This is a genomic window from Lelliottia nimipressuralis (assembly GCF_041464075.1).
Lineage (GTDB): Bacteria > Pseudomonadota > Gammaproteobacteria > Enterobacterales > Enterobacteriaceae > Enterobacter > Enterobacter nimipressuralis.
Genome location: NZ_CP167172.1, coordinates 4244883 through 4271384 on the forward strand (window position 1 = coordinate 4244883; position 26502 = coordinate 4271384).

27 protein-coding genes are annotated in these 26502 nt (G+C 56.3%); 10 read left to right on the plus strand and 17 right to left on the minus strand.

Features of this window, described 5'->3' with window-relative positions:
* Window positions 1–111: 111 nt before the first annotated feature.
* The 5 genes from mdcE to mdcA are packed head-to-tail and all read right to left on the minus strand — an operon-like array spanning window position 112 to window position 4559.
* Window positions 112–912 carry a biotin-independent malonate decarboxylase subunit gamma gene (gene mdcE, locus ACB496_RS20445; protein ID WP_371975265.1) on the minus strand — a complete coding sequence of 267 codons (801 nt, stop codon included), beginning with the start codon at window positions 910–912 and terminating at the stop codon, window positions 112–114.
* Entirely contained in the window at window positions 912–1745 is an 834-nt protein-coding gene (locus ACB496_RS20450; RefSeq protein ID WP_371973515.1) for a biotin-independent malonate decarboxylase subunit beta, read from the minus strand. The genes mdcE and ACB496_RS20450 overlap by 1 nt, the downstream gene beginning before the upstream one ends.
* Window positions 1738–2037, minus strand: coding sequence for a malonate decarboxylase acyl carrier protein (mdcC, locus tag ACB496_RS20455; RefSeq protein ID WP_100778631.1), 300 nt, complete (start codon window positions 2035–2037; stop codon window positions 1738–1740). The genes ACB496_RS20450 and mdcC overlap by 8 nt, the downstream gene beginning before the upstream one ends.
* A gap of 9 nt (window positions 2038–2046) precedes the next feature.
* A complete protein-coding gene (locus ACB496_RS20460; protein ID WP_371973517.1) occupies window positions 2047–2904 on the minus strand; it encodes a triphosphoribosyl-dephospho-CoA synthase in 858 nt (285 codons plus the stop codon).
* Window positions 2904–4559 carry a malonate decarboxylase subunit alpha gene (gene mdcA / locus ACB496_RS20465; RefSeq protein ID WP_100778629.1) on the minus strand — a complete coding sequence of 552 codons (1656 nt, stop codon included), beginning with the start codon at window positions 4557–4559 and terminating at the stop codon, window positions 2904–2906. The genes ACB496_RS20460 and mdcA overlap by 1 nt, the downstream gene beginning before the upstream one ends.
* Before the next feature lie 279 nt (window positions 4560–4838).
* Between mdcA and ACB496_RS20470 the strand changes: the two genes are divergently transcribed.
* From ACB496_RS20470 to ACB496_RS20480, 3 genes are read left to right on the plus strand one after another with little or no spacing between them, the layout of a single operon-like run.
* Window positions 4839–5861: a hydrolase gene (locus ACB496_RS20470; RefSeq protein ID WP_100778628.1), complete on the plus strand. Its 1023-nt coding sequence runs from the start codon at window positions 4839–4841 to the stop codon at window positions 5859–5861.
* Window positions 5858–6076, plus strand: coding sequence for a YheU family protein (locus ACB496_RS20475; RefSeq protein ID WP_095283693.1), 219 nt, complete (start codon window positions 5858–5860; stop codon window positions 6074–6076). The genes ACB496_RS20470 and ACB496_RS20475 overlap by 4 nt, the downstream gene beginning before the upstream one ends.
* A 30-nt stretch (window positions 6077–6106) precedes the next feature.
* Window positions 6107–6976, plus strand: coding sequence for a phosphoribulokinase (locus ACB496_RS20480; RefSeq protein WP_100778627.1), 870 nt, complete (start codon window positions 6107–6109; stop codon window positions 6974–6976).
* Window positions 6977–7059: 83 nt separating this feature from the next.
* On the opposite strand, the gene ACB496_RS20485 is transcribed toward ACB496_RS20480, so the two are convergent.
* The gene (locus ACB496_RS20485) at window positions 7060–7464 is read right to left on the minus strand and encodes an OsmC family protein (RefSeq protein ID WP_100780801.1); all 405 of its coding nucleotides are present in this window, start codon (window positions 7462–7464) and stop codon (window positions 7060–7062) included.
* A 306-nt stretch (window positions 7465–7770) separates the two neighbouring features.
* Between ACB496_RS20485 and crp the strand changes: the two genes are divergently transcribed.
* Entirely contained in the window at window positions 7771–8403 is a 633-nt protein-coding gene (gene crp, locus ACB496_RS20490; RefSeq protein ID WP_000242758.1) for a cAMP-activated global transcriptional regulator CRP, read from the plus strand.
* A gap of 58 nt (window positions 8404–8461) precedes the next feature.
* Entirely contained in the window at window positions 8462–10549 is a 2088-nt protein-coding gene (locus ACB496_RS20495; RefSeq protein ID WP_100778626.1) for a YccS/YhfK family putative transporter, read from the plus strand.
* A 45-nt stretch (window positions 10550–10594) separates the two neighbouring features.
* Here ACB496_RS20495 and ACB496_RS20500 read toward each other — a convergent pair whose 3' ends face one another.
* The 5 genes from ACB496_RS20500 to ppiA all read right to left on the minus strand — a co-directional run bounded on the left by ACB496_RS20500 (window position 10595) and on the right by ppiA (window position 13936).
* Window positions 10595–11815, minus strand: a complete 1221-nt coding sequence (locus ACB496_RS20500) for an aspartate aminotransferase family protein (protein ID WP_371973540.1) — start codon at window positions 11813–11815, stop codon at window positions 10595–10597.
* Window positions 11816–11901: 86 nt separating this feature from the next.
* The gene (pabA, locus tag ACB496_RS20505) at window positions 11902–12465 is read right to left on the minus strand and encodes an aminodeoxychorismate synthase component 2 (RefSeq protein WP_371973542.1); all 564 of its coding nucleotides are present in this window, start codon (window positions 12463–12465) and stop codon (window positions 11902–11904) included.
* Between the two features lie 32 nt (window positions 12466–12497).
* Window positions 12498–13100 (minus strand): putative adenosine monophosphate-protein transferase Fic, encoded by a 603-nt coding sequence (locus tag ACB496_RS20510; protein ID WP_107702718.1) that lies wholly within the window; start codon window positions 13098–13100, stop codon window positions 12498–12500.
* Complete coding sequence (locus ACB496_RS20515) at window positions 13090–13257, minus strand: YhfG family protein (RefSeq protein WP_100778622.1); 168 nt, start codon at window positions 13255–13257, stop codon at window positions 13090–13092. The genes ACB496_RS20510 and ACB496_RS20515 overlap by 11 nt, the downstream gene beginning before the upstream one ends.
* 106 nt (window positions 13258–13363) lie before the next feature.
* Complete coding sequence (gene ppiA, locus ACB496_RS20520; RefSeq protein WP_095283699.1) at window positions 13364–13936, minus strand: peptidylprolyl isomerase A; 573 nt, start codon at window positions 13934–13936, stop codon at window positions 13364–13366.
* 276 nt (window positions 13937–14212) lie between these two features.
* Between ppiA and tsgA the strand changes: the two genes are divergently transcribed.
* Window positions 14213–15397, plus strand: a complete 1185-nt coding sequence (tsgA, locus tag ACB496_RS20525; protein ID WP_102105346.1) for an MFS transporter TsgA — start codon at window positions 14213–14215, stop codon at window positions 15395–15397.
* A gap of 3 nt (window positions 15398–15400) precedes the next feature.
* On the opposite strand, the gene ACB496_RS20530 is transcribed toward tsgA, so the two are convergent.
* Window positions 15401–16717 carry a cytosine deaminase gene (locus ACB496_RS20530; protein ID WP_129034795.1) on the minus strand — a complete coding sequence of 439 codons (1317 nt, stop codon included), beginning with the start codon at window positions 16715–16717 and terminating at the stop codon, window positions 15401–15403.
* 240 nt (window positions 16718–16957) lie between these two features.
* Between ACB496_RS20530 and nirB the strand changes: the two genes are divergently transcribed.
* From nirB to ACB496_RS20550, 4 genes are all read left to right on the plus strand, one after another.
* A complete protein-coding gene (gene nirB, locus ACB496_RS20535; RefSeq protein WP_371973545.1) occupies window positions 16958–19501 on the plus strand; it encodes a nitrite reductase large subunit NirB in 2544 nt (847 codons plus the stop codon).
* Entirely contained in the window at window positions 19498–19824 is a 327-nt protein-coding gene (gene nirD / locus ACB496_RS20540) for a nitrite reductase small subunit NirD (RefSeq protein ID WP_371973547.1), read from the plus strand. The genes nirB and nirD overlap by 4 nt, the downstream gene beginning before the upstream one ends.
* 152 nt (window positions 19825–19976) lie before the next feature.
* A complete protein-coding gene (cysG, locus tag ACB496_RS20545; RefSeq protein WP_371973549.1) occupies window positions 19977–21350 on the plus strand; it encodes a siroheme synthase CysG in 1374 nt (457 codons plus the stop codon).
* A gap of 154 nt (window positions 21351–21504) precedes the next feature.
* Window positions 21505–21678: a YhfL family protein gene (locus ACB496_RS20550; protein WP_371973551.1), complete on the plus strand. Its 174-nt coding sequence runs from the start codon at window positions 21505–21507 to the stop codon at window positions 21676–21678.
* A 118-nt stretch (window positions 21679–21796) separates the two neighbouring features.
* On the opposite strand, the gene trpS is transcribed toward ACB496_RS20550, so the two are convergent.
* From trpS to damX, 5 genes are all read right to left on the minus strand, one after another.
* Window positions 21797–22801, minus strand: a complete 1005-nt coding sequence (gene trpS / locus ACB496_RS20555) for a tryptophan--tRNA ligase (RefSeq protein WP_100778615.1) — start codon at window positions 22799–22801, stop codon at window positions 21797–21799.
* A complete protein-coding gene (gph, locus tag ACB496_RS20560; RefSeq protein ID WP_100778614.1) occupies window positions 22794–23555 on the minus strand; it encodes a phosphoglycolate phosphatase in 762 nt (253 codons plus the stop codon). Before gph ends, trpS begins: the two co-directional genes overlap by 8 nt.
* Window positions 23548–24225, minus strand: coding sequence for a ribulose-phosphate 3-epimerase (gene rpe / locus ACB496_RS20565; protein WP_371973553.1), 678 nt, complete (start codon window positions 24223–24225; stop codon window positions 23548–23550). Before rpe ends, gph begins: the two co-directional genes overlap by 8 nt.
* A gap of 41 nt (window positions 24226–24266) precedes the next feature.
* Complete coding sequence (dam, locus tag ACB496_RS20570) at window positions 24267–25082, minus strand: adenine-specific DNA-methyltransferase (RefSeq protein WP_371973555.1); 816 nt, start codon at window positions 25080–25082, stop codon at window positions 24267–24269.
* 67 nt (window positions 25083–25149) lie between these two features.
* Window positions 25150–26430 carry a cell division protein DamX gene (gene damX, locus ACB496_RS20575; RefSeq protein WP_371973557.1) on the minus strand — a complete coding sequence of 427 codons (1281 nt, stop codon included), beginning with the start codon at window positions 26428–26430 and terminating at the stop codon, window positions 25150–25152.
* Window positions 26431–26502 lie beyond the last annotated feature (72 nt).

Here is a 26502-nt window from a genome sequence, read left to right on the forward strand (position 1 = left end):
AAAAAAAGAGATAGCACTGGCGCGATGATTATTATTTTCAGGATGCAGGTTCCCGCGCAGGCGCAGCGAGTGCGCCCACGTGGCCCTGCATCTGGCAGGACTTTTTTTTAATTACCAGCTTGCTCGCATACGTTCGCGTACCAGAGCAGAGCTGCGGCGGTTGTCAGCACCCAGACGGCTTTTCAGCGTGGTGTCCTGACGTGCGTCGTTGATGGCCTGTTGCAGAGTGGTTTTCACCTGCGCCAGATCGCTGTCGGAAGGGGCGTCCGGATTGCTGATGTCCAGCAGATCGGCGAGCAGCCCCAGCGTGGCGTAGTTACTGATGTCGTACGCCATTGGCGGGATGGTGGCCGCCAGTTTTTCCAGCGCGTCGACGGTGCGCAGGGTGATACGTGCGGCAGACTCTTTGCCCATCGCATGAATCAGTACGCCCTTGTCGTTGAAAGCAATCAGGCGGTTTGCCTGGTAGCCGTGTGCCAGGAAAGCACCCGACATCGCTTTGCCGACGATGAGGCCGATGACCGGATGACCGGCCAGGCGCGCATTGGCATACGCCGCAGCTGCACCGGCCAGCGCCTGATGGATGCCGAACGCCTCTTCGCGACGGCCATACGCCTGGCTCGGTACGTCAATCACCGCCACGATAGGGCGTTTAACGGCTTTATCGGCATCAGCGGCAATGGTTTCGCTCACTACTTTAGCCAGCGTCCAGCCCTCCAGCAGCCCCACTTCACCCTGCGCGGCGCGCGGGAAATGGTTGTTCTCATCCGGGACCACGGCAACGAAACGTACGGTTTCACCGTTCAGTTCACCGTCAGCGGCCTGCACGGACGGGCATAGCCCTGACAGACGTTGGGCATGTGGCGCGAGCGTTTGCAGCCAGAGTTCGCCGCGGCTGATTGTAGTAGTCATCATTTCACCTCCCGGGCAAAAAGCGCATGAATCTGTTCGGTATCCGCCTGTTTGCGGGTGTCGAAATGGCTCAGTCGATTCAAGTAATCATCATAGTTATCGGTGCGATGCGCAGCCGGAACCCCTTTGGCAATGGCCTGGTTCATCGCCTGTTTCACCGCGTTCACGCCGTCGCCCACCAGGGCATCCACCAGACCACTTTCATAGCGGATTTCGCCGCCGGTCATGCTCCAGATAAACGGACGGTCGCGGGAGTCGTACTCATCAATCCCGGCTTCCTGCTCGATAACCTGCGGGCCGTTAAGACCGAGACGTGCTTCGCGGGTGACAATCAGATAGCTGCACAGGGCCGCCGCAATCGACATCCCACCGAAGCAACCAACGGTCCCGGCGACAATCCCGATGACCGGCGTATAGCGACGTAAATCGACAATCGCCGCGTGAATATCAGCAATCGCCGCCAGGCCGAGATTCGCTTCCTGCAGACGAACGCCGCCGGTTTCGAGGCAAAGCACCGCCTGGGTCGGGATACCGTTGCGGTTATCTTCTGCCGCCAGTTCCAGTGCGGCGGCCATTTTGGCCCCTGAGACTTCGCCCATACTGCCGCCCTGGAACGCGCCTTCGATCGCCACGACGACAGCGGGCTGACCGTTAATGGTCCCTTTCGCGACCACCATCCCGTCGTCTGCCTGCGGCACGATACCCTGTGCGCCGAGCCACGGAGAGGTAATGCCTTCAAACGGGTCCAGCAGTTCACGATAGCTGCCATCGTCCAGCAGCGCGTGCGCACGCTGGCGCGCTTTTAATTCGATAAAACTCAGATCGTCACGCATGGCTCACCTCTTCAAAGACCTGTTCAATACGAATGCGCGCCACGCCAGGGGTGGCACCAAAGTCATGAATGGTAAGGCGACCGGCAGGCAGGCTGCTCACGGTGTGCAGGCGGTTGAATAGCGCCTCCCAGCGACCACGGCTGTTGTCGACGGAAGTGGTGATATCGATGGTTAAGGTCTGGCTCTGGTCGGCGGTGAATAACACCTCCATATCACCAGAACCGACAACCCCTGCCAGCGCCCTGCCGCTTACTTCGCGGCTGGCTGGCACGGTCAATGTGATTTTTTCCATAACATCCTCTTAATGCTTTGAATAAGGCGTCTCGACGCGGTCGAGGAACAGCGTGGCGGCAAGCAGATCGGCGGCACCACCCGGAGAGGCGTTGAGCGCCAGCATCCGGCGGTCAAGTTCCGCCAAAGCGCGCTGGCCTTCCGGCTGCGCGGTTCCGCCCGCATTCAGCACGGCGCGAGCGCCGTCCTGCATCGTCTCCAGTCCTTCCATCCCGGCGCGGGAGAGCACGCAGGTGTCGGTCAGCGAGGTCATGATGGCCATCAGCGCATCAAGCCTGGCGTGCGATTCGCTGCTGCCGTTCAGGCGGCTGAGACGAAGCTGCGGCAGTGCCCGCTGTAAAACGTGTGGGAACGCCTGCTGCGCCTCTTCGCGTGCACCCGGCACCCGGTAGCGGTGCGTGGCGCGAAGCCCTTTGCTGAATACTTTCGGGGCGGCGTCATCGGGCAGCGTGGCCAGTTCGGCTGCAGTCCGTGCGATAGTCTGCGAAAGCGCGTCGCCGCCCAGCATCGCTACCGCGCTTACCAGCAGCCCGAGCGCCCAGATTGCGCCACGGTGGGTGTTCACTCCCTGGGTGGCCGCCATCATGTTCTGCTCGCCCTCACGGCCGAGCCTGCCGATGGTTTGTCTGAGCGCAATGTCGGCCGGACGCTGCCAGCTTTGCTGCGCCAGTGCCTGAAACGTGGGGGTCAGGCTGTGCGCGGAACGCTCCATTAACGCGAGCGAGAGATCCTGGTGCGCACCATTCCCCCGACTGTCCACCAGACCGGGTTTCGGGCTTAATCGTGCTTCGTCAATCAGACACTGCGTGGCGGTTCGCGCCAGCCATTCGGCACCGCCTTCAACCTGAATCTGTGGCAGAAGTTTCATTACCAGCTCCGGAATTTCGCAGGTGGGTTGTAAAGACCGCCGGACCATTCCACCAGGTCAGAGACACTCCCGGCTGCCAGCAGAGATCGGGTCGCATCGGTACGACGAATACCCATATCTTCCGGATAGACCACTTTGCCACTCTGGCGAAGCGCGGCGACGCGTTTGGCGTCCACGCCCAGGCCGATGTCGGTGATCCCGGCCACTGCCGCAACCATTGCGCGGCGCTCTTCGAGATTTTCAGCGCGATAGAGGTACGCTATCCCCTCTTCGGTGAGCACGTGCGTCACGTCATCGCCGTAAATCATGACTGGCGCCAGCGGCATCCCGGAGGTTTTCGCCACTTCAACGGCATCGAGTTTTTCCACGAAGGTCGGTTTAACGCCCGCCTGGAAAGTTTCCACCATCTGCACCACCAGCTTTTTACCGCGCTGCATCGGATCTGGTTCGGTGATCATGTTGAGCCATGCTGGCGTGGCATGACGACGACCGTGGGGATCGTGGCCCATGTTTGGCGCACCGCCGAAGCCCGACAGGCGACCGCGGGTCACAGTCGAGGAGTTGGCATAGCCGTCAACCTGGAGGGTTGAACCGATAAACATATCCACCGCGTACTGGCCTGCCAGCTGGCAGAATGCGCGGTTGGAACGCATAGAGCCGTCGGCACCGGTAAAGAACACGTCAGGACGGGCACGGATGTACTCTTCCATCCCCAGCTCACCGCCGAAGCAGTGGACGCTCTCCACCCAGCCGCTTTCAATCGCCGGAATCAGCGTTGGGTGCGGGTTCAGGGTCCAGTGCTTACAGATTTTGCCCTTCAGACCGAGCTGTTCGCCGTAGGTCGGCAGCAACAGCTCAATCGCTGCGGTGTTAAAGCCAATACCGTGGTTCAGAGACTGCACCTGGTGTTCCGCGTAGATGCCCTTAATCGCCATCATCGCCATCAGGATGTGTTCTTGTTTGATGAGACGCGGGTCGCGGGTAAACAGCGGTTCGATGAAGAACGGCTTGTCGGCAACGACCACGTAATCAATCCACGAGCCAGGAATATCGACGCGCGGCAGATCGCACTCGTCGTCCACCAACTCGTTCACCTGAGCGATGACGATCCCGTCGTGGAACGCGGCGGCTTCCACCAGTGCAGGCGTGTCTTCGGTGCTTGCGCCGGTATACAGGTTGCCTTTGCGGTCCGCTTTAAAACCGGCAATCAGCGCCACGTTCGGTGAAAGATCGACGTACAGGCGGGAGTAGAGTTCGATGTAGGTATGAATGGCGCCGATTTCGAGCTGGCCGTCCTCCAGTAGCTGCGAAATACGCAGGCTTTGGGTTCCGGAGAAGGAGAAATCGAGTTTGCGGGCGATGCCCTTTTCGAAGATATCGAGATGCTCGCTGCGACCGACGCTTGGCATGATCATATGCAGATCATGCACGATTTGCGGATTGACCTCGGCCAGTGAACGGGACAGAAAATCAGCCTGCTTTTGGTTGTTGCCTTCCAGGACGACTTTATCGCCCGGAGCAATCAGTTTTTCCAGCATGGCGACAAGATCGTCGGTTGGCAGAACCTTGCCTTGCACCGGGACAGAAGCCAGGCGGCGCGCTTTTTCAGTGCGACGCGTGTTCCAGACCCGGGCGGGTGTTTGCCCAGATAACATTATTAACCTCCTGATTCAGCACATCATTCTGATTTGCTTAACGCTGAACAAAGTGTGCGCTCTGGTGAGAAAGGCATCAATTAAGCGTAGTGTGGAATCATTAGCCTGAGAGTAATAATCGAGGTAAAGATTTGTGATCGAGATCAGTTCGCATCGCGCGAAAAAATGCCAGAGGTGGCAGAAATGGCTGAATCGGAGGTAAACGCTCTTCGTTTTTATAAACAGGGTACAATTCGGAAGGTATAGTAAATGACTGACAAGAATTAACATTGCATCGTTATGACTCAAATTATTCCATCAGATTTCGACATCGCAAGCGATGAGAGCGCAGCATTCGTCCCCATGCGGGGTGTGGCGAACCCACATCTGCAGACCATGCTGCCGCGGATTTTGCGCCGAAAACTGCAGTTTACGCCGCACTGGCAGCGCCTCGACCTGCCGGACGGAGATTTCGTGGATTTAGCCTGGAGCGAAGATCCCGAACAGGCCAGGCACAAACCGCGTCTGGTGGTGTTTCATGGGCTGGAAGGGAGCCTGCACAGCCCCTACGCCCACGGGCTGATCCACGCGGCAAAATCACGCGGCTGGCTCGGCGTCGTGATGCACTTTCGCGGCTGCAGCGGCGAGCCGAATCGCCGCGAGCGAATTTATCACTCCGGCGAAACCGAAGACGGTACCTGGTTTTTACACTGGTTAAGCACTACCTTCGGCACCGTGCCGACGGCTGCCGTAGGCTACTCCCTGGGCGGTAATATGCTCGCCTGCCTGCTGGCAAAAGAGAGCAATAACGTTCCGCTGGATGCGGCGGTGATTGTCTCCGCGCCGTTCATGCTTGAGCAGTGCAGCTACCATATGGAAAAGGGTTTTTCGCGGGTCTATCAGCGCTATCTGCTCAACCTGCTGAAAGCTAACGCCGCGCGTAAGCTAAAGGCCTATCCGGACACTCTGCCCATCAGCCTGCAACAGCTGAAGCGGATGCGCCGTCTTCGCGAGTTTGATGATCTGATCACGTCGAAGATCCACGGCTTTGCCGACGCGATCGACTACTATCGTCAGTGTAGCGCGATGCCGTTGCTGAACCAGATCACCAAACCGACGCTGATCATCCATGCGAAAGATGATCCCTTTATGGATCATCACTCGATTCCGGCCCCGGAACATCTGCCTGCAAACGTGCAGTATCAGCTGACCGAACACGGCGGCCACGTCGGCTTTATCACCGGGACGTTACTTCGCCCGAAAATGTGGCTGGAATCGCGCATCCCTGACTGGTTAACCCCATTTCTGGAGAGAGTAAAATGATGATTCCCTGGCAGGATCTGGCTCCCGAAACGCTGGATAGCCTGATTGAAAGCTTTGTATTACGCGAAGGCACCGATTATGGTGAACATGAGCGTTCGCTTGAACAAAAGGTCGCCGATGTAAAACGGCAGCTACAGAGTGGCGAGGTGTTGCTGGTGTGGTCTGAACTGCACGAAACCGTCAACATCATGCCGCGCAATCAGTTTCGCGGTTGATTGTTCCATCTTTCCAGTCAGGGAGTTGCTATGTCCGCCAGACATCCGGTTATTGCCGTTACGGGTTCGAGTGGTGCGGGAACCACCACCACCAGCCTCGCTTTTCGCAAGATTTTCGCACAGCTCAATCTGCGCGCTGCCGAGGTTGAGGGCGACAGTTTTCATCGCTTCACCCGTCCTGAAATGGACATGGCTATTCGTAAGGCCCGGGATTTAGGTAAACACATCAGCTATTTCGGGCCAGACGCCAACGACTTTGGCCTGCTGGAACAAACTTTTCAGGACTACGGCCACACGGGCAAAGGTCAGTCGCGTAAATATCTGCACACCTACGATGAAGCGGTGCCATGGAATCAGGTTCCTGGCACATTCACCCCGTGGCAGCCCCTGCCGGAGCCAACGGACGTGTTGTTTTATGAAGGCTTGCACGGCGGCGTGGTGACTCCACAGCACGATGTGGCACGCCACGTGGATCTGCTGGTCGGCGTGGTGCCGATTGTCAATCTGGAGTGGATTCAGAAGCTGACCCGTGACATGAGCGAGCGCGGCCATTCGCGTGAAGCGGTGATGGATTCGGTCGTGCGCTCGATGGAAGATTACATCAACTTCCTGACGCCGCAGTTCTCGCGGACCCACATCAACTTCCAGCGCGTCCCGACGGTGGACACCTCTAACCCGTTTGCGGCGAAAACAATTCCGTCGCTGGACGAGAGTTTTGTGGTGATTCACTTCCGCAATCTGGAAGACATTGATTACCCCTGGCTGCTGGCGATGCTGCAGGGCTCATTCATTTCCCATATCAATACATTAGTGGTCCCGGGCGGGAAGATGGGGCTGGCGATGGAGCTGATCATGATGCCGCTGGTGCAACGGCTGATGGAAGGCAAGAAGATCGCCTGAGTTCAGTCGCCGGGGAGCGCTTCGCTATCCGGCTGAATCATGCGGTGACAGGCCCGGCAAGCGTAGCGCTACCGGGCGTAGTGTTAAGCGTCGATCACTTCGTAGGAATGCGTAATGTTCACCGCTTTTTCCAGCATCAGCGCCACGGAGCAGTACTTCTCCGCAGACAGATCCACCGCACGGGAAACCGCCGCATCCTTCAGCTCTTTACCGGTGACGATAAAATGCAAGTTGATGTGCGTAAACAGACGTGGCGCCTCTTCGCGACGCTCTGAGGTCAGCTTCACTTCGCAGTCCGTCACGTCATGACGACCTTTCTGCAGAATCGAAACCACGTCAATCGCGCTGCATCCGCCCGCCGCCATCAGTACCACTTCCATCGGGCTTGGCGCTTTATCTCCGGAGTTGCCGTCCATCAAAATCTGGTGTCCTGAAGCGGATTCGCCAAGGAACGTTAAACCTTCAACCCATTTCACACGCGCTTGCATTTTCATTAACTCCAAAGTTGCATTTTTCCGAACAGATTACGCGTGCGTTACAATTCTCGCAACGGAAGGCGACCTGCATCATGCTGAAGCGAGACACCAGGAGACACGCGGCTAAAGCTATGCTAAAACAGTCTCGATGCTACAGTAATACATTGACGTTACACATGTATGCAGAGGACATCAAACTTTACTGGCTGCGAACAGTGCGACAGCCACTTCCCAGGTACGGGTAAGAATTCGATTGCAACCCCAGAGTCAGGATGCGATTTTGACTCTGAGACAGCTTATAACAGAGGATAACAGCGCATGGTGCTTGGCAAACCGCAAACAGACCCGACTCTCGAATGGTTCTTGTCTCATTGCCACATTCATAAGTACCCATCGAAGAGCACGCTGATTCACCAGGGTGAAAAAGCGGAAACGTTGTATTACATCGTCAAAGGCTCGGTGGCAGTGCTGATCAAAGATGAAGAAGGGAAAGAGATGATCCTTTCTTATCTGAACCAGGGCGATTTCATCGGTGAACTGGGCCTGTTTGAAGAAGGCCAGGAACGTAGCGCCTGGGTGCGTGCGAAAACCGCGTGTGAAGTTGCAGAGATCTCCTATAAGAAATTCCGCCAGCTGATCCAGGTGAACCCGGACATCCTGATGCGTCTTTCTTCGCAGATGGCTCGCCGCCTGCAGGTCACTTCCGAGAAAGTGGGTAACCTCGCCTTCCTGGACGTAACAGGCCGCATCGCGCAGACCCTGCTGAACCTGGCGAAACAACCTGACGCCATGACCCACCCGGACGGTATGCAAATTAAAATTACCCGTCAGGAGATTGGTCAGATCGTCGGCTGTTCTCGTGAAACCGTTGGCCGTATCCTGAAAATGCTGGAAGATCAAAACCTGATCTCCGCTCACGGTAAAACTATCGTGGTCTACGGAACGCGTTAATTCCGGAACGAACGGCGTGCCATCGCGAGGTGTCACGCCGTTTTTGTCTCTGACGATCATGTGGCGCAGGCTGATTTATCACCCCGAAGTTAACTACGCACTACGTCAAACTCTGGTGTTATGTCTTCCCGTGGCTGTCGGTTTAATCCTGGGCCATCTGCAACATGGGCTGTTGTTCTCTCTCGTTCCTGCCTGCTGCAACATTGCCGGTCTCGATACACCGCATAAACGCTTTTTCAAACGCCTGATTATCGGCGGCTGCCTGTTCGCCGGATGTAGCCTGGCCGTGCAGCTGCTGCTGGCCCGTGATATCCCGCTGCCGTTAATCCTGACCGTGCTGGCTATGACGCTGGGCGTCACGGCGGAGATCAGTTCGCTGCACGCTCGCCTACTGCCCGCCTCACTGATAGCCGCTATTTTCACACTGAGCCTCGCCGGAAATATGCCCGTCTGGGAGCCGCTGCTGATCTATACGTTCGGTACCCTGTGGTACGGGCTGTTTAACTGGTTCTGGTTCTGGATGTGGCGGGAGCAGCCCCTGCGCGAATCCCTGAGCCTGCTCTACGTCCAGCTCGCGGACTATTGCGAAGCCAAATACACCCTGCTGACGCAACACACAGACCCGGAAAAATCATTGCCCCCGCTGCTTACGCGCCAGCAAAAAGTGGTCGACTTAATCAGCCAGTGCTATCAGCAGCTGCATATGCTGGCGGCCAATAAAAACCATGAATACAAGCGACTGCTGCGCGTCTTCCAGGTGGGGCTTGATCTACAGGAGCATATTTCGGTCAGTCTGCATCACCCGCAGGAGGTGCAAAAACTGGTGGAGCGCAGCCACGCCGAAGCGGTGATCCGCTGGAATGCCCAGACGGTCGCGGCCCGCCTGCGGGTGCTGGCTGACGATATTCTTTACCACCGTTATCCCACGCGTTTTACAATGGATAAACAGCTGGGCGCGCTGGAGAAAATTGCCCGTCAGCATCCGGATAATCCGGTTGGGCAGTTTTGCGCGTGGCACTTTAGCCGCATCGCACGCGTGTTGCGCACTCAGCGCCCGCTCTACCCGCGCGACCTGATGGCCGATAAACAAAAGCGTCTGCCGCTGCTACCGGCACTGAAAAGCTATTTATCACTGAAATCTTCCGCCCTGCGCAATGCCGCACGCATCAGCGTGATGCTGAGCATCGCCAGCCTGATGGGCGTCGCGCTGCACTTACCCAAGCCCTACTGGATTTTAATGACCGTGCTGTTTGTCACGCAGAATGGCTATGGCGCGACGCGCGTGCGAATACTGCACCGTGCGCTCGGGACGTTTGCCGGGCTGGTGATTGCCGGTATCACACTGCACTTCCATGTTCCTGACGGCTATACCCTGCTGGGAATGCTGGTCATTACCCTGGTCGGCTATCTGATCATCCGCAAAAACTACGGCTGGGCAATGGTTGGGTTTACAGTGACGGCGGTATATACCCTGCAACTGCTGACCCTGAACGGCGAACAGTTTATCGTGGCGCGACTGGTGGATACATTGATTGGCTGTCTGATCGCCTTTGGCGGCATGGTCTGGCTGTGGCCACAGTGGCAGAGCGGGCTGCTGCGCCAGAACGCCCACGACGCCCTTGAAGCGGACCAGCAGGCCATTCGTCTGATCCTGAGCGACGATCCCAAACCTTCGCCGCTGGCGTACGAGCGCATGAAGGTCAACCAGGCGCACAACGCGCTGTATAACTCCCTCAACCAGGCGATGCAGGAGCCGGGCTTTAATTCAGACTATCTGGCAGATATGAAACTGTGGGTGACGCACAGCCAGTTCATCGTCGAACACATTAACGCGATGACGACCCTGGCGCGCGAGCACACGATGCTGACGCCGGATCTGGCGCAGCGCTATTTGCAGTCGTGTGAAATTGCATTGCAGCGTTGTCAGCAGCGTCTGGAGTACGACGCGCCGGGAGAGTCGGGAGACTCGAACATTCTGGAAGCGCCAGAGACGCTCACCCACGGGCCGATGAGCACTCTGGAGCAGCATTTACAGCGCGTAATAGGACATCTGAACACCATGCACACCATTTCGTCGGTGGCATGGCGTCAGCGTCCGCATCACGGGATTTGGCTGACGCGGATTATGCGCCGTAAGACGTCGTGAGGTTTGCGGCTCCGTAGGTCGGAACAAAACGAAGCCGCGACTCCATTAGCCCTGAACGATCTTCTTCACTGCACTGGCAAAGCGGTTCATACCGTCATCGATATCCTGCCCTTCAATCACCAGCGACGGCGCAAAGCGCATCACATCCGGCCCGGCATTCAACACCATCACCCCTTCGTGGGCAGCGGCGTGGAGGAAATCGCGCGCGCGACCTTTGTACTGCGGCTTCAGTTCCGCACCGACTAACAGTCCCATGCCGCGAATATCGCTGAACACGTCGTACTGCGCGTCGATCTGCTGGAGATGCTGCACAAACTGCTCACGCTTCGCGTTTACGCCGTTCAGCACTTCCGGGGTGTTGATAATATCGAACGCCGCCCCGGCGATCGCGCACGCCAGCGGGTTGCCGCCATAAGTGGAGCCGTGAGAGCCGACGTGGAAGGCCGAGGCGATCTCTTGCGTCGTCAGTACGGCGCTCACCGGGAAACCGCCGCCGAGCGCTTTGGCACTGGTCAGGATATCTGGCGTTACGCCGTAGTGCATATAGGCAAACAGATCGCCGGTACGTCCCATACCGCTCTGCACTTCATCAAAGACCAGCAGCGCCTGATGCTCATTGCACAGCTCGCGCAGTCCTTTCAGGAATTCTGGCGTCGCGGCCATCACGCCGCCCTCGCCCTGGATCGGCTCAACCACCACCGCGCAGGTGTGATCGTCCATCACCGCTTTTACCGCATGCAGATCGTTAAACGGCACGTGGATAATATCAGCGGGTTTTGGACCAAAACCGTCGGAATATTTCGGCTGCCCGCCCACGGAAACGGTGAACAGCGAACGGCCATGGAAGGCGTTATGGAAAGCGATAATCTTGCTTTTGTATGGGCTGTGACGCGTGGAAGCGTAATAGCGCGCCAGCTTAAAGGCGGTTTCATTGGCTTCGGTGCCGGAGTTCATGAACAGCACACGCTCGGCAAAAGTGGTATCAATGATCTTACGGCCCAGGCGCAGCGCCGGTTCGTTGGTGAACACGTTGCTGGTGTGCCACAGGGTTTCCCCCTGGGTTTTCAGCGCCTCAACCAGCGCCGGATGGCAGTGCCCCAGCGCCGTCACCGCAATGCCGCCCGCGAAATCAACGTACTCTTTGCCCTGTTGATCCCATACCCGACTGCCTTTCCCTTTCACCGGGATAAACTCCGCCGGTGCATAAACCGGCAGAATCACTTCATCGAATGTTGCGCGCGTAATTGCAGGTTGTTCAGTTGCCATGTCATGCCCGTCCGTTTTATGTCACATTAATTGTGAAAATATAATCACAAAATATGCATAAAAAATCACAACAAGGCAATAAAAATTCAGCGATTGAGGAAATTGGCGAGAAGCTGGTGGCCCTGTTCGCTCAGAATGCTCTCCGGATGGAACTGCACCCCTTCGAGGTCCCACTCGCGATGGCGAATGCCCATGATCTGACGGGTGTCGCTCCAGGCGGTGACGTCAAAGCACGCGGGAAGCGTGGTCGGGTCGATCACCAGCGAGTGGTAGCGCGTAACCGTCAGCGGGTTATTCAGCCCCTGAAAAACTCCCATACCGGTGTGGGTGACCGGTGAGGTTTTGCCGTGCATCACGCGTTCGGCACGAACAATGGTCGCACCAAACACCTGCGCGATAGCCTGATGACCGAGACAAACCCCCAGAATCGGCAGTTTGCCGGAATAGTGGCGGATGACCTCCAGCGAAATACCCGATTCGTCAGGCGTACACGGCCCCGGTGAAATCACGATTTTCTGCGGGGCCAGTGCGTCGATATCAACCAGCGTGATGTCATCGTTGCGCCGGACAATGACCTCTGCACCCAGTTCACAAAAGTACTGGTAAAGGTTCCAGGTAAAGGAATCGTAGTTATCAATCAGCAGGATCATGGCGGCTCCGGGACAAAAATAGCCGCCCTATTCTACTCAGTTTCCCGCGCTTCGCTCACTACTTTGGCAAAGATGGCGTTGAGCGCGGTTAGATCGCCCATCGCCCCGCTCTGGTTGGCCGCCGACCACGCATCCGGATCGATGCCCTGCCAGCTCAGCTGATAGCCCGCGTGGATTGCCAGCTGCTCGAAGAAGACGCGCTGCGCGATGCCGTTGCCAATGCGAAACGGGTGCAGCACGTTAATCTCGCAGTAGTAGTGGCTGAGTCTGGCAATAAACGCCTCGCGCTCAAGGCCGGTGAGATAGTGCTCCTCCTCCAGGTCCTGCATCAGGGCGTTGCCCTCTTTTTCGATGTAGGCAAAATGGCAAAAACGGGTATCGCCCTGATAGATATCGACCTCACGAATCGCCCCCGCCCAGCTAAAAATATCCTGATAAAGGTGGCGATGGATGGCGCACAGATGCGGCAGCCCGCGGGCCGGCGGGCCGAGAGGCAGCGTGGCCGCGCGCAGGGCGGTGAGTTCGTAGGAGGCCTGTGCCAGGCGCTCCGCCTGACGAATACTGAGCGCATTACGCATCACATTCAGGCCGGGATAGAGGTACGGATCGCGGTCGTCACCAATTTTATCGCTCATAGTGCCTCCTGAGTTCCTGAATACGAACCTCCGCGTCCTGCGCACTGAGCGTGACTAACGGGCTATCGACGCCTTCGAGACGGCGGCTGGCCTGGAAATTGGTATTTCGCTGTTGCTCCCAGAGACGGGATTTTTGCTTATCGGTGAGTTTTTTCACTTAACGCCTCCCTGAATGTGTCCGTTTGCCACAAGTATAAGCAGCAAACTGCGCTTTCGCAGGGAGGGAAAAGCAATGCGGGCGAGAATGCCCGCAGAGGAGAATCTTACGGCAGCACTTTTGCCGAGAGGATAACTACCGGTTTTGTCGGCACATTCTGGTATGGACCGACGTCGTGGGTCTGCACCTGAGAGATCTTGTCCGCCACGTCCATGCCTTTCACAACTTTACCGAAGACCGCATAACCAAAATCACGCTGACCGTGATCGAGGAAGGCGTTATCAGCTACGTTCAGGAAGAACTGGCTGGTCGCGCTGTCTTTATCGGCAGTACGTGCCATGGAGATGGTGCCACGGGTATTACGCAGGCCGTTATCGGCTTCGTTTTTGATCGGCGCGTTAGGCTGTTTCTGCTGCATCTGCTCGTTAAAACCGCCGCCCTGGAGCATGAAGCCCGGGATCACGCGGTGGAATGTGGTGTTGTTATAGAAACCGCTATTGACGTAATCAAGGAAGTTTTTCACAGAAACAGGAGCTTTCTGGCTATTCAGTTCCAGCTCAATATTCCCGGCGGACGTTGTCAGCAAAACATGGGGGTCGCCTTTCGCTGCGAGAACAGCAGGAGAGACAGCAGAAAGAGCAAACACAGCTGCGACAGCCGCCAGAGTTGATTTGAGCATGAGAATTCCTTAAAAAAGCGCGGTAAATAAGGCAAGTTGCTTGATTCTAAAGAGCAGTATGGATGGAGGCCAGCCTTTTACCTAATTTTACGAATTTGAAACAGTTGTAACGGTGCAAACAGTTGAATCCAGCGGGTAAAAAGGTGATTTCCGTCATGATAAATACTGTAACGATGATCATAATTTTCAGAAAAGATTTAAATAGATCACTTAAATGACTAAAATCTGCCCGCACTTCGCGCGTCAACGCGCTTTACGTACATATACAAGGCAGACATGACTAACAGCAACCGCATCAAGCTCACATGGATCAGCTTCTTCTCGTACGCCCTCACCGGCGCACTGGTGATCGTCACCGGGATGGTAATGGGCAATATTGCCGATTATTTCCAGCTACCTGTTTCCAGCATGAGTAACACCTTCACCTTCCTGAACGCCGGGATCCTGATTTCGATCTTTTTAAACGCCTGGCTGATGGAAATCGTGCCGCTGAAAACGCAGCTGCGCTTCGGCTTTGTGCTGATGGTCGCCGCCGTGGCGGGCCTGATGGTCAGCCACAGTATCGCCCTGTTCTCGGCGTCTATGTTCGTTCTCGGGCTGGTCAGCGGGATCACCATGTCCATCGGGACCTTCCTGATCACCCACATGTATGAAGGCCGCCAGCGCGGCGCGCGTCTGCTGTTCACCGACTCGTTCTTCAGCATGGCGGGGATGATCTTCCCAATGGTGGCCGCCGTTCTGCTGGCGCGTAGCATCGAGTGGTACTGGGTTTATGCCTGCATCGGGCTGGTGTACGTCGCTATCTTTATTCTGACCTTCGGCTGCGATTTCCCGGTACTGGGCAAAAAAGCGGTGCAAACCTCTGAGCCGGTGGTGAAAGAGAAATGGGGAATCGGCGTGCTGTTCCTCTCCATTGCCGCGCTGTGCTACATCCTCGGCCAGCTGGGCTTTATCTCCTGGGTGCCGGAATATGCCAAAGGGCTGGGCATGAGCCTGAACGACGCCGGTAAACTGGTGAGTGATTTCTGGATGTCGTACATGTTTGGCATGTGGGCGTTTAGCTTCATCCTGCGCTTCTTCGATCTGCAGCGTATCCTGACCGTACTGGCGGGCCTGGCAACCGTGCTGATGTATCTGTTCATCAACGGTTCGCCGGAGCATATGCCGTGGTTCATTCTGACCCTCGGTTTCTTCTCCAGCGCGATTTACACCTCGATCATTACGCTCGGCTCCCTGCAAACTAAAGTGGCGTCGCCGAAGCTGGTTAACTTTGTGCTGACCTGCGGCACCATCGGCACCATGCTGACCTTCGTGGTGACCGGTCCAATCGTGGCACACAGTGGCCCGCTGGCGGCCCTGCACACGGCTAACGGCTTGTACGCCGTGGTGTTCGTGATGTGTCTGATTCTGGGCTTTGTCACCCGCCACCGTCAGCACAACACGGCAGCGGCTTCTCACTAATGCCTACGCCCCTTTGCCATCGGCGAAGGGGCTGTTTCGTGTAAAACTCACTTCCTCTCCCCCGCTATCGGTTTGTATCCACGTTTGCGCCAGCTGTGTGGTGGCGATCACCCGTCCCTGACGAATCGACCAGCGCACCGGCACCTGGCAACGCACCGCTTCGAAACCGCTCTCAGCAGGCAAAATAATCAGGTTCGCCGGATGACCCGTTTCGATGCCGTAATCCGTCAGGCCAAACGTTCTGGCGCTGTTGTGCGTGATCAGGTTTAACCCGCTGTCGATTTGCGGATAGCCCATCATCTGGCAAACATGCAGCCCCATGTGCAGCACCTGCAACATATTGCCCGTCCCCAGCGGATACCAGGGATCAAAGACGTCATCATGACCGAAGCAGACATTAATCCCTGCCTCGAGCAGCTCTTTCACGCGGGTGATGCCGCGGCGTTTCGGATAGTCGTCAAAACGCCCTTGCAGATGGATATTCACCAGCGGATTGGCGACAAAATTGATGTCTGACATTTTCAGCAGGCGGAACAGGCGCGACGTGTAAGCGCCGTTGTAGGAGTGCATCGCCGTGGTATGGCTGGCAGTCACGCGATGGCCAATGCCCGCCTCGTACGCCAGCATGGCGACGGTTTCGACGAAGCGCGACTGTTCATCGTCGATCTCATCGCAGTGGATATCCAGCGGGCGGTCATATTTTTTCGCCAGCGCGAAGGCGATGTGCAAGGACTCCACGCCGTACTCGCGGGTAAATTCAAAGTGCGGGATCGCCCCGACTACATCGGCCCCCAGTTTCAAGGCCTCCTCCAGCAGCGCCGCGCCGTTGGGATAAGAGAGAATGCCTTCCTGCGGGAATGCGACGATTTGCAGCGTGACCCACGGCGCCACTTCCTGCTTCACTTCCAGCATCGCTTTAAGGGCGGTAAGGGTCGGATCGGAGACATCCACATGGGTGCGCACAAACTGGATGCCGTTGGCGATTTGCCACTTCAGCGTTTTCCACGCGCGGGCTTTGACATCGTCATGGCTGAGCAGCGCCTTGCGTTCGGCCCAGCGTTCGATGCCTTCAAACAACGTTCCCGACTGGTTCCAGCTCGGTTCCCCGGCGGTTTGCGTCGTATCCAGATGAATATGAGGCTCGATAAACGGCGGAATCGCCAGTCCACCGCGAGCGTTAAGCACTTCATAACTTTCGTCATGAGCGTCGCGCATCGGGGTGATCTCTGCAAAACGGCCATTCTCAATGCCGATTTGCCATAACCCTTCCCGGCCAGGTAACCGAACATTCTGAACCAGCCAAAGCGGTGTTGTCGTCATACCTTTCTCCCGAAAAATGCGGCTGAAATTAAGGGGTACGTCATCGTAATCATTAGCCCCCTAATTTGTATATAAATTAGACGCTCGCGAAAAGCGTGCTATTTCCATGACTTATAAAAATCCTGACAAATCAGTCATATACCCACTAAGTGGTAGGTTAAGGCGTATTTGATTTGCATCAATAAGTGCCCCTGCTGAATCGTTAAGGTAGGCAGTAATAGAAAAGAAATCGAGGCAAAAATGAGCAAAGTCAGACTCGCTATTATCGGTAACGGCATGGTCGGCCACCGCTTTATTGAGGATCTCCTTGATAAAGCTGACGCTGCCCAGTTCGATATTACCGTCTTCTGTGAAGAACCCCGCAAAGCATACGATCGTGTACACCTCTCTTCCTACTTCTCTCATCACACCGCAGAAGAACTTTCGCTGGTGCGCGAAGGTTTCTACGAGAAGCATGGCGTCAAGGTGCTGGTGGGCGAACGCGCTATCACCATCAACCGCCAGGAAAAAGTGATCCACTCCAGTGCCGGACGCACGGTTTTTTACGATAAGTTGATCATGGCGACTGGCTCTTACCCGTGGATCCCGCCAATCAAAGGCTCGGAAACGCAGGATTGCTTCGTTTATCGTACCATTGAAGACCTCAAAGCGATCGAATCCTGTGCACGCCGCAGTAAACGCGGTGCGGTAGTCGGCGGCGGTCTGCTGGGCCTCGAAGCGGCAGGCGCGCTGAAAAACCTGGGGGTCGAAACCCACGTCATCGAATTTGCCCCGATGCTGATGGCTGAACAACTCGACCACATGGGTGGCGATCAGCTGCGCCGTAAAATCGAAAGCATGGGTGTGAAAGTTCACACCAGCAAAAATACCAAAGAGATCGTTCAGGAAGGCACCGAAGCGCGTAAAACCATGCGCTTTGCCGACGGCAGCGAGCTGGAAGTCGACTTCATCGTCTTCTCCACCGGTATCCGTCCGCGCGACAAAATGGCGACCCAGTGCGGTCTGGCCGTGGCTCAGCGCGGCGGGATCATGATTAACGACGCCTGTCAGACCTCCGACCCGGACATTTACGCCATCGGCGAATGCGCCAGCTGGAACAACCGCGTGTATGGTCTGGTGGCACCCGGCTACAAAATGGCGCAGGTCGCCGTTGACCATATTCTCGGTAACGAAAATGCCTTCACCGGCGCGGACATGAGCGCCAAGCTGAAACTGCTCGGCGTGGACGTCGGCGGGATCGGCGATGCGCACGGTCGCACACCAGGCTGTCGCAGCTACGTTTACCTCGACGAAAGCAAAGAGGTCTACAAACGCCTGATCGTCAGTCAGGACAACAAAAACCTGCTGGGTGCGGTACTGGTGGGTGATACCAGCGATTTCGGTAATCTGCTGCAGCTGGTCCTGAACGCCATCGAACTGCCGGAAAACCCGGACGCGCTGATCCTGCCGGCTCATGCCTCCAACGGCAAACCTTCTATCGGCGTGGATAAACTGCCCGACAGCGCGCAGATTTGCTCCTGCTTCGACGTGACCAAAGGCATGCTGATCTCAGCGATCAACAAAGGCTACCATACCGTCGCCGCCCTGAAAGCCGAAACCAAAGCCGGTACCGGCTGCGGCGGCTGTATCCCGCTGGTCACCCAGGTGCTGAACGCCGAACTGGCGAAACAGGGCATCGAAGTGAACAACAACCTGTGTGAGCACTTCTCGTACTCACGCCAGGAGATTTACCACCTGATCCGCGTGGAAGGCATCAAAACTTTCGACGAACTGCTGCAAAAACACGGTCAGGGCTACGGCTGCGAAGTCTGTAAACCGACCGTCGGTTCACTGCTGGCCTCCTGCTGGAATGAATACATCCTGAAGCCAGAGCACACGCCGCTGCAGGATACCAACGACAACTTCCTGGCGAACATCCAGAAAGACGGGACTTACTCTGTGATCCCACGTTCCGCCGGTGGCGAAATCACCCCGGAAGGGCTGGTGGCCGTGGGCCGCGTGGCGCGCGAATTTAACCTGTACACCAAAATCACCGGTTCCCAGCGTATCGGCCTGTTTGGCGCGCAGAAAGATGACCTGCCGGAAATCTGGCGTCAGCTGATCGAAGCGGGCTTCGAAACCGGTCACGCGTATGCCAAAGCGCTGCGTATGGCGAAAACCTGCGTCGGCAGCACCTGGTGCCGTTACGGCGTGGGCGATAGCGTGGGCTTCGGCGTTGAGCTGGAAAACCGCTACAAGGGCATTCGTACCCCACACAAAATGAAGTTTGGCGTCTCCGGCTGTACCCGCGAATGTGCGGAAGCGCAGGGTAAAGACGTGGGGATTATCGCCACCGAAAAAGGCTGGAACCTGTACGTATGCGGTAACGGCGGGATGAAGCCGCGTCACGCCGACCTGCTGGCGGCTGATCTCGATCGCGAAACCCTGCTCAAGTATCTCGACCGCTTCATGATGTTCTACATTCGTACCGCCGACAAACTGACCCGTACCGCCTCCTGGCTCGATAACCTGGAAGGCGGCATCGAATATCTGAAATCGGTGATCATCGACGATAAACTCGGCCTGAACGAACATCTGGAAGAAGAGATTGCCCGCCTGCGCGAGGCCGTCATTTGCGAGTGGACAGAAACCGTTAACACGCCAGCCGCACAGTTTCGCTTCAAACACTTTATCAACAGCACCCAGCGCGATCCGAACGTACAGGTTGTTGCTGAGCGCGAGCAGCACCGTCCGGCAACGCCATACGAGCGCATTCCGGTGACTCTGGTGGAGGAAAACGTATGAGCCAGTGGGTAAACATCTGCAAAATCGACGACATCATTCCAGCGACGGGCGTCTGTGCGCTGCTGGGCAACGAGCATGTGGCGATCTTCCGCCCGCGCCACGATGAACAGCTCTTTGCGATCAGCAATATCGATCCGTTCTTTGAGGCCAGCGTGTTGTCTCGCGGCCTGATTGCTGAACACCAGGACGAGCTGTGGGTCGCCAGCCCGCTGAAAAAACAGCGTTTCCGCTTAACGGACGGGCACTGTATGGAAGATGAAAGTCGCTCTGTGAAGCACTACGACGTTCGCGTGAAAGACGGCAACGTGCAGCTGAAAGGCTAAACCAGAACGGGAGGCGCAATGCCTCCCGTACGTTTCACATGTTTTCTGTATGACGCTTGTCGTTACGGGTATGCTACTCACAAAGCGGAGCATCCGACTCCGTAAACCATCGCAACTGTTAAGGCGAAAGCTCACTCTTAAGAGGTAATGTCGTGGATCACCTGCCGATTTTCTGTCAATTACGCCATCGCGACTGCCTGCTGGTGGGCGGTGGCGATGTCGCTGAACGCAAAGCGCGTCTCCTGTTAGAAGCGGGTGCCCGACTGACGGTGAATGCCCTCGCCTTTGACCCGCAGTTTATCGTATGGGCGCAGGAAGGCATGCTGACACTGGTCGAAGGCGAATTCGACGAAGCGTTGCTCGACACCTGCTGGCTGACCATCGCCGCAACAGATAACGACGAAGTGAACCAGCGCGTCAGCGACGCCTGTGAAACCCGCCGTATTTTCTGCAATGTGGTCGACGCGCCAAAAGAAGCCAGTTTTATTATGCCGTCGATTATCGACCGCTCGCCGCTGATGGTGGCGGTGTCGTCCGGCGGCACCTCTCCGGTGCTGGCGCGTTTGCTGCGTGAGAAACTGGAAGCGATACTGCCTCAGCATCTTGGTCAGGTGGCGCACTACGCGGGGCAACTCCGCTCGCGGGTGAAGAAAACCTTCGCCACCGTTGGCGAGCGCCGTCGCTTCTGGGAAAAATTCTTTGTAAACGATCGCCTGGCGCAGTCGCTGGCGAATCAGGATCAGAAAGCCATTACCGAGACCACCGAACGCCTGCTGACCGAGCCGCTGGACCATCGCGGCGAAGTGGTGCTTGTGGGCGCAGGGCCGGGTGACGCGGGGCTGTTGACCCTGAAAGGGCTGCAGCAGATCCAGCAGGCGGATATCGTGGTTTACGATCGTCTGGTTTCCGATGACATCATGAATCTGGTACGCCGCGACGCTGACCGGGTCTTTGTCGGTAAACGCGCCGGGTATCACTGCGTGCCGCAGGAAGAGATCAACCAGATTCTGCTGCGTGAGGCGCAAAAAGGAAAACGCGTGGTGCGCCTCAAGGGCGGCGATCCGTTTATCTTTGGGCGCGGCGGCGAAGAGCTGGAAACGCTCTGCAATGCGGGTATTCCGTTCTCGGTTGTACCGGGAATTACGGCAGCGTCTGGCTGCTCGGCCTACTCCGGTATTCCGCTGACTCATCGCGATTACGCCCAGAGCGTGCGCCTGGTGACGGGCCACCTGAAAACCGGCAGCGAGCTGGACTGGCATAACCTGGCCGCAGAGAAACAGACGCTGGTGTTCTACATGGGGTTAAACCAGGCGGCCACTATTCAGGAAAAACTGCTGGAACACGGTATGCCGGAGGATATGCCGGTGGCGCTGGTGGAAAACGGCACTGCCATTACGCAACGCGTGGTGAGCGGCGTTCTGACTCAACTGGGTGAACTGGCGCAGCAGGTGGAAAGCCCGGCGCTGATCGTTGTTGGCCGCGTGGTCGAACTGCGCGAAAAGCTAAACTGGTTCTCAAACCATTAATCTCCCCCCGCATATTCACACTTCAGGGAGTAGTCTTTAACCGGACTACTCCCGCCTGACACCTGCCGATAACATACCGCCTGCGAAATGGAATCTTTTCCATTAATTCCCTCATTTTACATCCAAAAGTACGGCTCCATTACAAGGAAAGTGTATGTTTAAACTGGCAAAAGCCGCTGTGTTAGTTGGCTTGTTATCTACCCTGACGGCGTGTACGGGTCACGTGCAAAACACCAAAAACAACTGCGGCTATGATTACTTCCTGCACCCTGCGATCTCGATTTCGAAAATGATCGGCGGCTGTGGCCCGGCGGCAGTACAGCCGTAAGCCTTTTTCAGGCACAAAAAAACCGGGAATATCCCGGTTTTTTTTATGGGTGCAGAGCGGTTGTTTCGCCGGTTACGCTCGCGCTTTCCCGCTCTACGTCAAACCACCCGGCAACGGCTTACGGCTTACCTACAAACCCAATCGCGTCATACACCGCTTTCAGGGTTTCAGACGCACGAGCGCTGGCTTTGTCGGCACCGTCGCGCATCACGTTGTTCAGGAACGCTTCGTCGTTACGGAAACGGTGATAACGCTCCTGCAGGTCAGTCAGCATGCCAGAAACCGCCTCAGCCACTTCCCCTTTCAGGTGACCATACATTTTGCCTTCGAAGTGCTGCTCAAGCTCAGGGATGCTCTGACCGGTCACACCGGAGAGAATATCCAGCAGGTTTGAAACACCCGCTTTGTTCTGCACATCGTAGCGAACAACAGGCGGCTCGTCGGAGTCGGTCACTGCACGCTTAAGCTTCTTAACCACCGCTTTCGGATCTTCCAGCAGGCCGATCACGTTATTGCGGTTATCGTCGGACTTGGACATCTTCTTGGTCGGCTCAAGCAGAGACATCACGCGCGCGCCGGATTTCGGAATGAACGGCTCTGGTACTTTAAAGACATCACCATAAATGGCATTGAAGCGCTGGGCGATATCACGGCTAAGCTCCAGATGCTGTTTCTGGTCTTCACCAACCGGTACCTGATTAGTCTGGTACAGCAGAATATCTGCCGCCATCAGCACCGGGTAGTCAAACAGACCGGCGTTGATGTTTTCGGAGTAGCGCGCAGATTTGTCTTTGAACTGGGTCATGCGGCTCAGTTCACCGAAATAGGTGTAGCAGTTCAGCGCCCAGCCGAGCTGTGCGTGTTCTGGCACGTGAGACTGCACGAAGATGGTGCTTTTCTCAGGATCGATGCCACAGGCCAAGTACAGCGCCAGCGTATCCAGCGTCGCTTTGCGCAGTTTCTCTGGATCCTGACGCGCAGTAATCGCGTGTAAATCCACGATGCAGTAGATGCAGTGATAATCATCCTGCATGTTGACCCACTGACGTAACGCACCCATGTAGTTACCAATGGTCAATTCACCTGAAGGCTGTGCGCCACTAAATACGATGGGCTTAGTCATTTTTCGATTCCTGATGTTCACTGTGCGAAAGCCCGAGTGCGGGCAGTAAATCTTTGAAGTGATCGAACACCACGTCCGGCTCACTCAGCGTAATGGCTTCACCGTAGTTGTAGCCATAGGTTAGGCCGACGGAGGGGGATCCTGCCGATTTGGCCGCCAGAATATCATTGCGCGAATCGCCGACAAAGAGCAGCTGTTCAGGCGATAACGACAGTTTTCCTGCCACCAGTAAGATCGGCTCAGGATGTGGCTTTTTGTTTTGTACGTCATCACCGCCGACGATCACGGAGAAGTACTTCGCGATGCCCAGCGCTTCAAGCAGCGGAGCGACAAACGGCGTCGGCTTGTTGGTTACCAGCGCCAGCGGCAGGCCGTTAGAATGCAGCGCGCTAAGGGTTTCCACCACGTCCGGGAACAGGAAGCTGCCCTCTTCCACCGTCTCTTCATAGTAACGATTGAAGAGTTTACGCAGGACGCGTAACTGCTCGTCCTGGGGGATATCCGAGTGATCAACGCCGGGTTTACCCTGCGCGGCGCGCTGAATCGCACGCTCCTGGCGCGCCCATGTCAGGGCACGTTCCATCAGCACGTCTGCGCCGTTACCGATCCAGGTTACTACGCGATCTTCGCCTGCCATCGGCAGCTCGAGCGCATAGAGCGCCTGATCCACGGCGCTGGTTAAACCTGGCGCGCTGTCGACCAGCGTGCCATCGAGGTCGAACGCGACGCCCCGAATTGCCTTCAACTTATCCATGACTTACCTTTGCCAGTTCAGCGCGCATTTCTTCAATGACTCTTTTGTAATCCGGTTGGTCGAAAATCGCCGAGCCGGCAACGAACATATCTGCACCCGCCGCCGCGATTTCGCCGATGTTGTTGACCTTCACGCCGCCGTCCACTTCCAGGCGGATGTCATAGCCAGACTCATCAATACGACGGCGCACTTCGCGCAGTTTATCCAGCGTTTGCGGGATAAAGGACTGGCCGCCAAAGCCTGGGTTAACGGACATCAGCAGGATCACATCCAGCTTATCCATGACGTAATCAAGGTAGCTGAGCGGGGTTGCCGGGTTAAACACCAGGCCCGCTTTGCAGCCGTTTTCTTTAATCAGCTGCAGTGTGCGATCGACATGCTCGGAGGCTTCGGGATGGAAGGTAATGATGCTGGCCCCTGCGGCGGCAAAATCCGGCACAATGCGATCGACCGGTTTCACCATCAGGTGAACGTCAATCGGGGCGGTGATGCCGTAGTTACGCAGCGCTTTCAGAACCATCGGGCCGATGGTCAGGTTCGGCACGTAGTGATTGTCCATGACGTCGAAATGGACCACATCCGCACCGGCGGCTAAGGCGTTGGCCGTATCTTCACCCAGGCGGGCGAAATCGGCTGACAGAATTGAGGGAGCAATCAAAAACTGTTTCATCCGCATCTCCTTGAAATGTAGTTACCGGCGGGCGAAACGGCTCAGGGTCGATAAAGAGCCAGCAGTTCGTCCACCTTTTTACGTGTGCCGCCGTTGCTGCTGATACTGCGCCGCACTTTAAGCTGAATACGATCGTTCGCCGCTTTGTACCACTCGCGAGTATCAGGCGTATCATGGTTCGAAATTAACACCGTGATTTGCTTACTGACCAGCTTTTCCGCCATTTCAGCCAGATGAGCCTGCTCTTTCGGGCTGAAGCTGTTGGTGTGATAGGCGGTAAAATTCGCAGTAGCCGAGAGCGGGGCGTAAGGCGGATCGCAATAAACCACGGAGTCCGCGTTCGCCATTTCCATACACTCTTCATACGAGATGCAATGGAACTCAGCTTTCTGTGCCTTTTCGGCAAAATGCTGCAGCTCGGCCAGCGGGAAGTAGGGACGCTTGTAGCGGCCAAACGGCACGTTAAATTCACCCTTCAGGTTGTACCGGCACAGGCCATTGTAGCCATGACGGTTCAGATACAAGAACAACTGCGCGCGACGGAACGCATCCGTGCTCTGGTTGAACTCGGCGCGGTACTGATAGTAGGCGTCCGGGTTGTTGTTCTCTGGGGTAAAGAGTTCACGCGCCGCATCGATATACTCATCTGTCTGAGTTTTAACGATGTTATAGAGGGTAATGAGATCGCTGTTGATATCCGCAAGGATATAGCGAGAAAAGTCGGTGTTCAGGAACACCGACCCGGCGCCCACGAAGGGCTCGATAAGACACTCGCCTTTCGGCAGATGTTTATTAATATCGTCGAGCAGGGGGTATTTCCCCCCTGCCCATTTTAGAAAAGCGCGATTTTTTTTCATGCTGACTAACTAATTACACCTTCTCCGGCTGTGGAAAAAGCTCCGACAGCATCCTGCGCTTTAACCATTACTTCAAATCAGCCTGAACCTGATGAATCGGTTTCGCCCACGGGTTTTTCGCCTGAACATCCGCAGGTAACGCGGCAACTGCGCGTTTCGCTTCGTCTTTAGACGCGTACACACCGCTCACCAGCACATACCAGGGTTGTCCGTTGCGGGTCGTCTGATAAACCACATAGTTTTTCAGATTCGATTTCTTCGCCCAGCCGTTCAGATTGTCGTAGCTGGAAGAGCTGCTCAACTGAAGCGTGTAGTTGCTGGAAGGCGCTGATTTCAGCGAACCCACGTTGCCCGTAGATTTACCCGTGGCTGCAGCGCTGGCCGTTGCCGTCGCGGCTGGCGCAGGCGTGGCTGCTGGCGTTGAGGTCGTGGCCTTCGGTGCAGTCGTTGTCGCAGCAGGCGCTTTCACGGCTGCGGTTTCGGTCTGCTTAGGCTGTGCAACAGGTTTCGCTTCTGGCGCTTTCGCAACCGTCTGCGGTTTGGTTTCACGCTTCGGCTCAATGACAGCCTGTTTGCGCTCTGGTCGAGGCGCAGTCTGGGTCTGAGTCTGACGCGGTTTGGTTTCCGTTGCTGTGGTTTGCGGTTGAGCCGCGCCACCACGAATCGGTGCTACCGTCGCAGGCTCGGTTGGCAGCGTAGAGTTAGCCACTACGTTGTTCACCTGATCCTGACTCTGCGGTTGGGTCAGTGCGTTGTTCAGATCGCCCTGAACTTCTACACGCTGCTGGCCTTCTGGCGTAGCAGGCGTTTGACCCTGAGTTGGCGTTGAGGAGACAGGCGGCAGAGAAACATCCTGCGTCGCACTTGCAGTCTGCTCAGCAGATGTTGTGCCAGGCGCAGGCTGCGCACCATTGGCCTGATCGGCAGTGTCATTCCCCGAAAGATTAATGCTCTTTTCGGCAGAAGGCGTCTGCTCAGTGGAATCCGTTGACGGTGCTTTCAGCGCGGAGCCGATGCCGATAATCAGCAGCAGCAGGACAAATACGCCAAGGCCCATCATGATGTACTGGCGTGAAGCCGGTTTTTTGGCTGCCGCTTTACGTTTGCGTGGGCGACGCTCTACAGGCTCTTCGTCCATTGAATCTTCTTCGGACTCATAACCCTCTTCTTCTTCTCGCTCATCACGCGCATTGCGGCTGCGTGACGGACGACGATCGTCTGCATCCAAATCAACATCGTCAAAGTTGATTTGCGGCTCGTTATCACGTTCTGAAGATTGACGAGAACGACCAGTACGACGATCGCTGGGATCGGGTTTCAGCTCGTCTTCTGGTTTGAATTCATCCATTTAACACCCCACTCAAAGGCTCATGCTTACGACGTTGCATTGCACCTGAATCTAAATAGCCACCTTTGACAG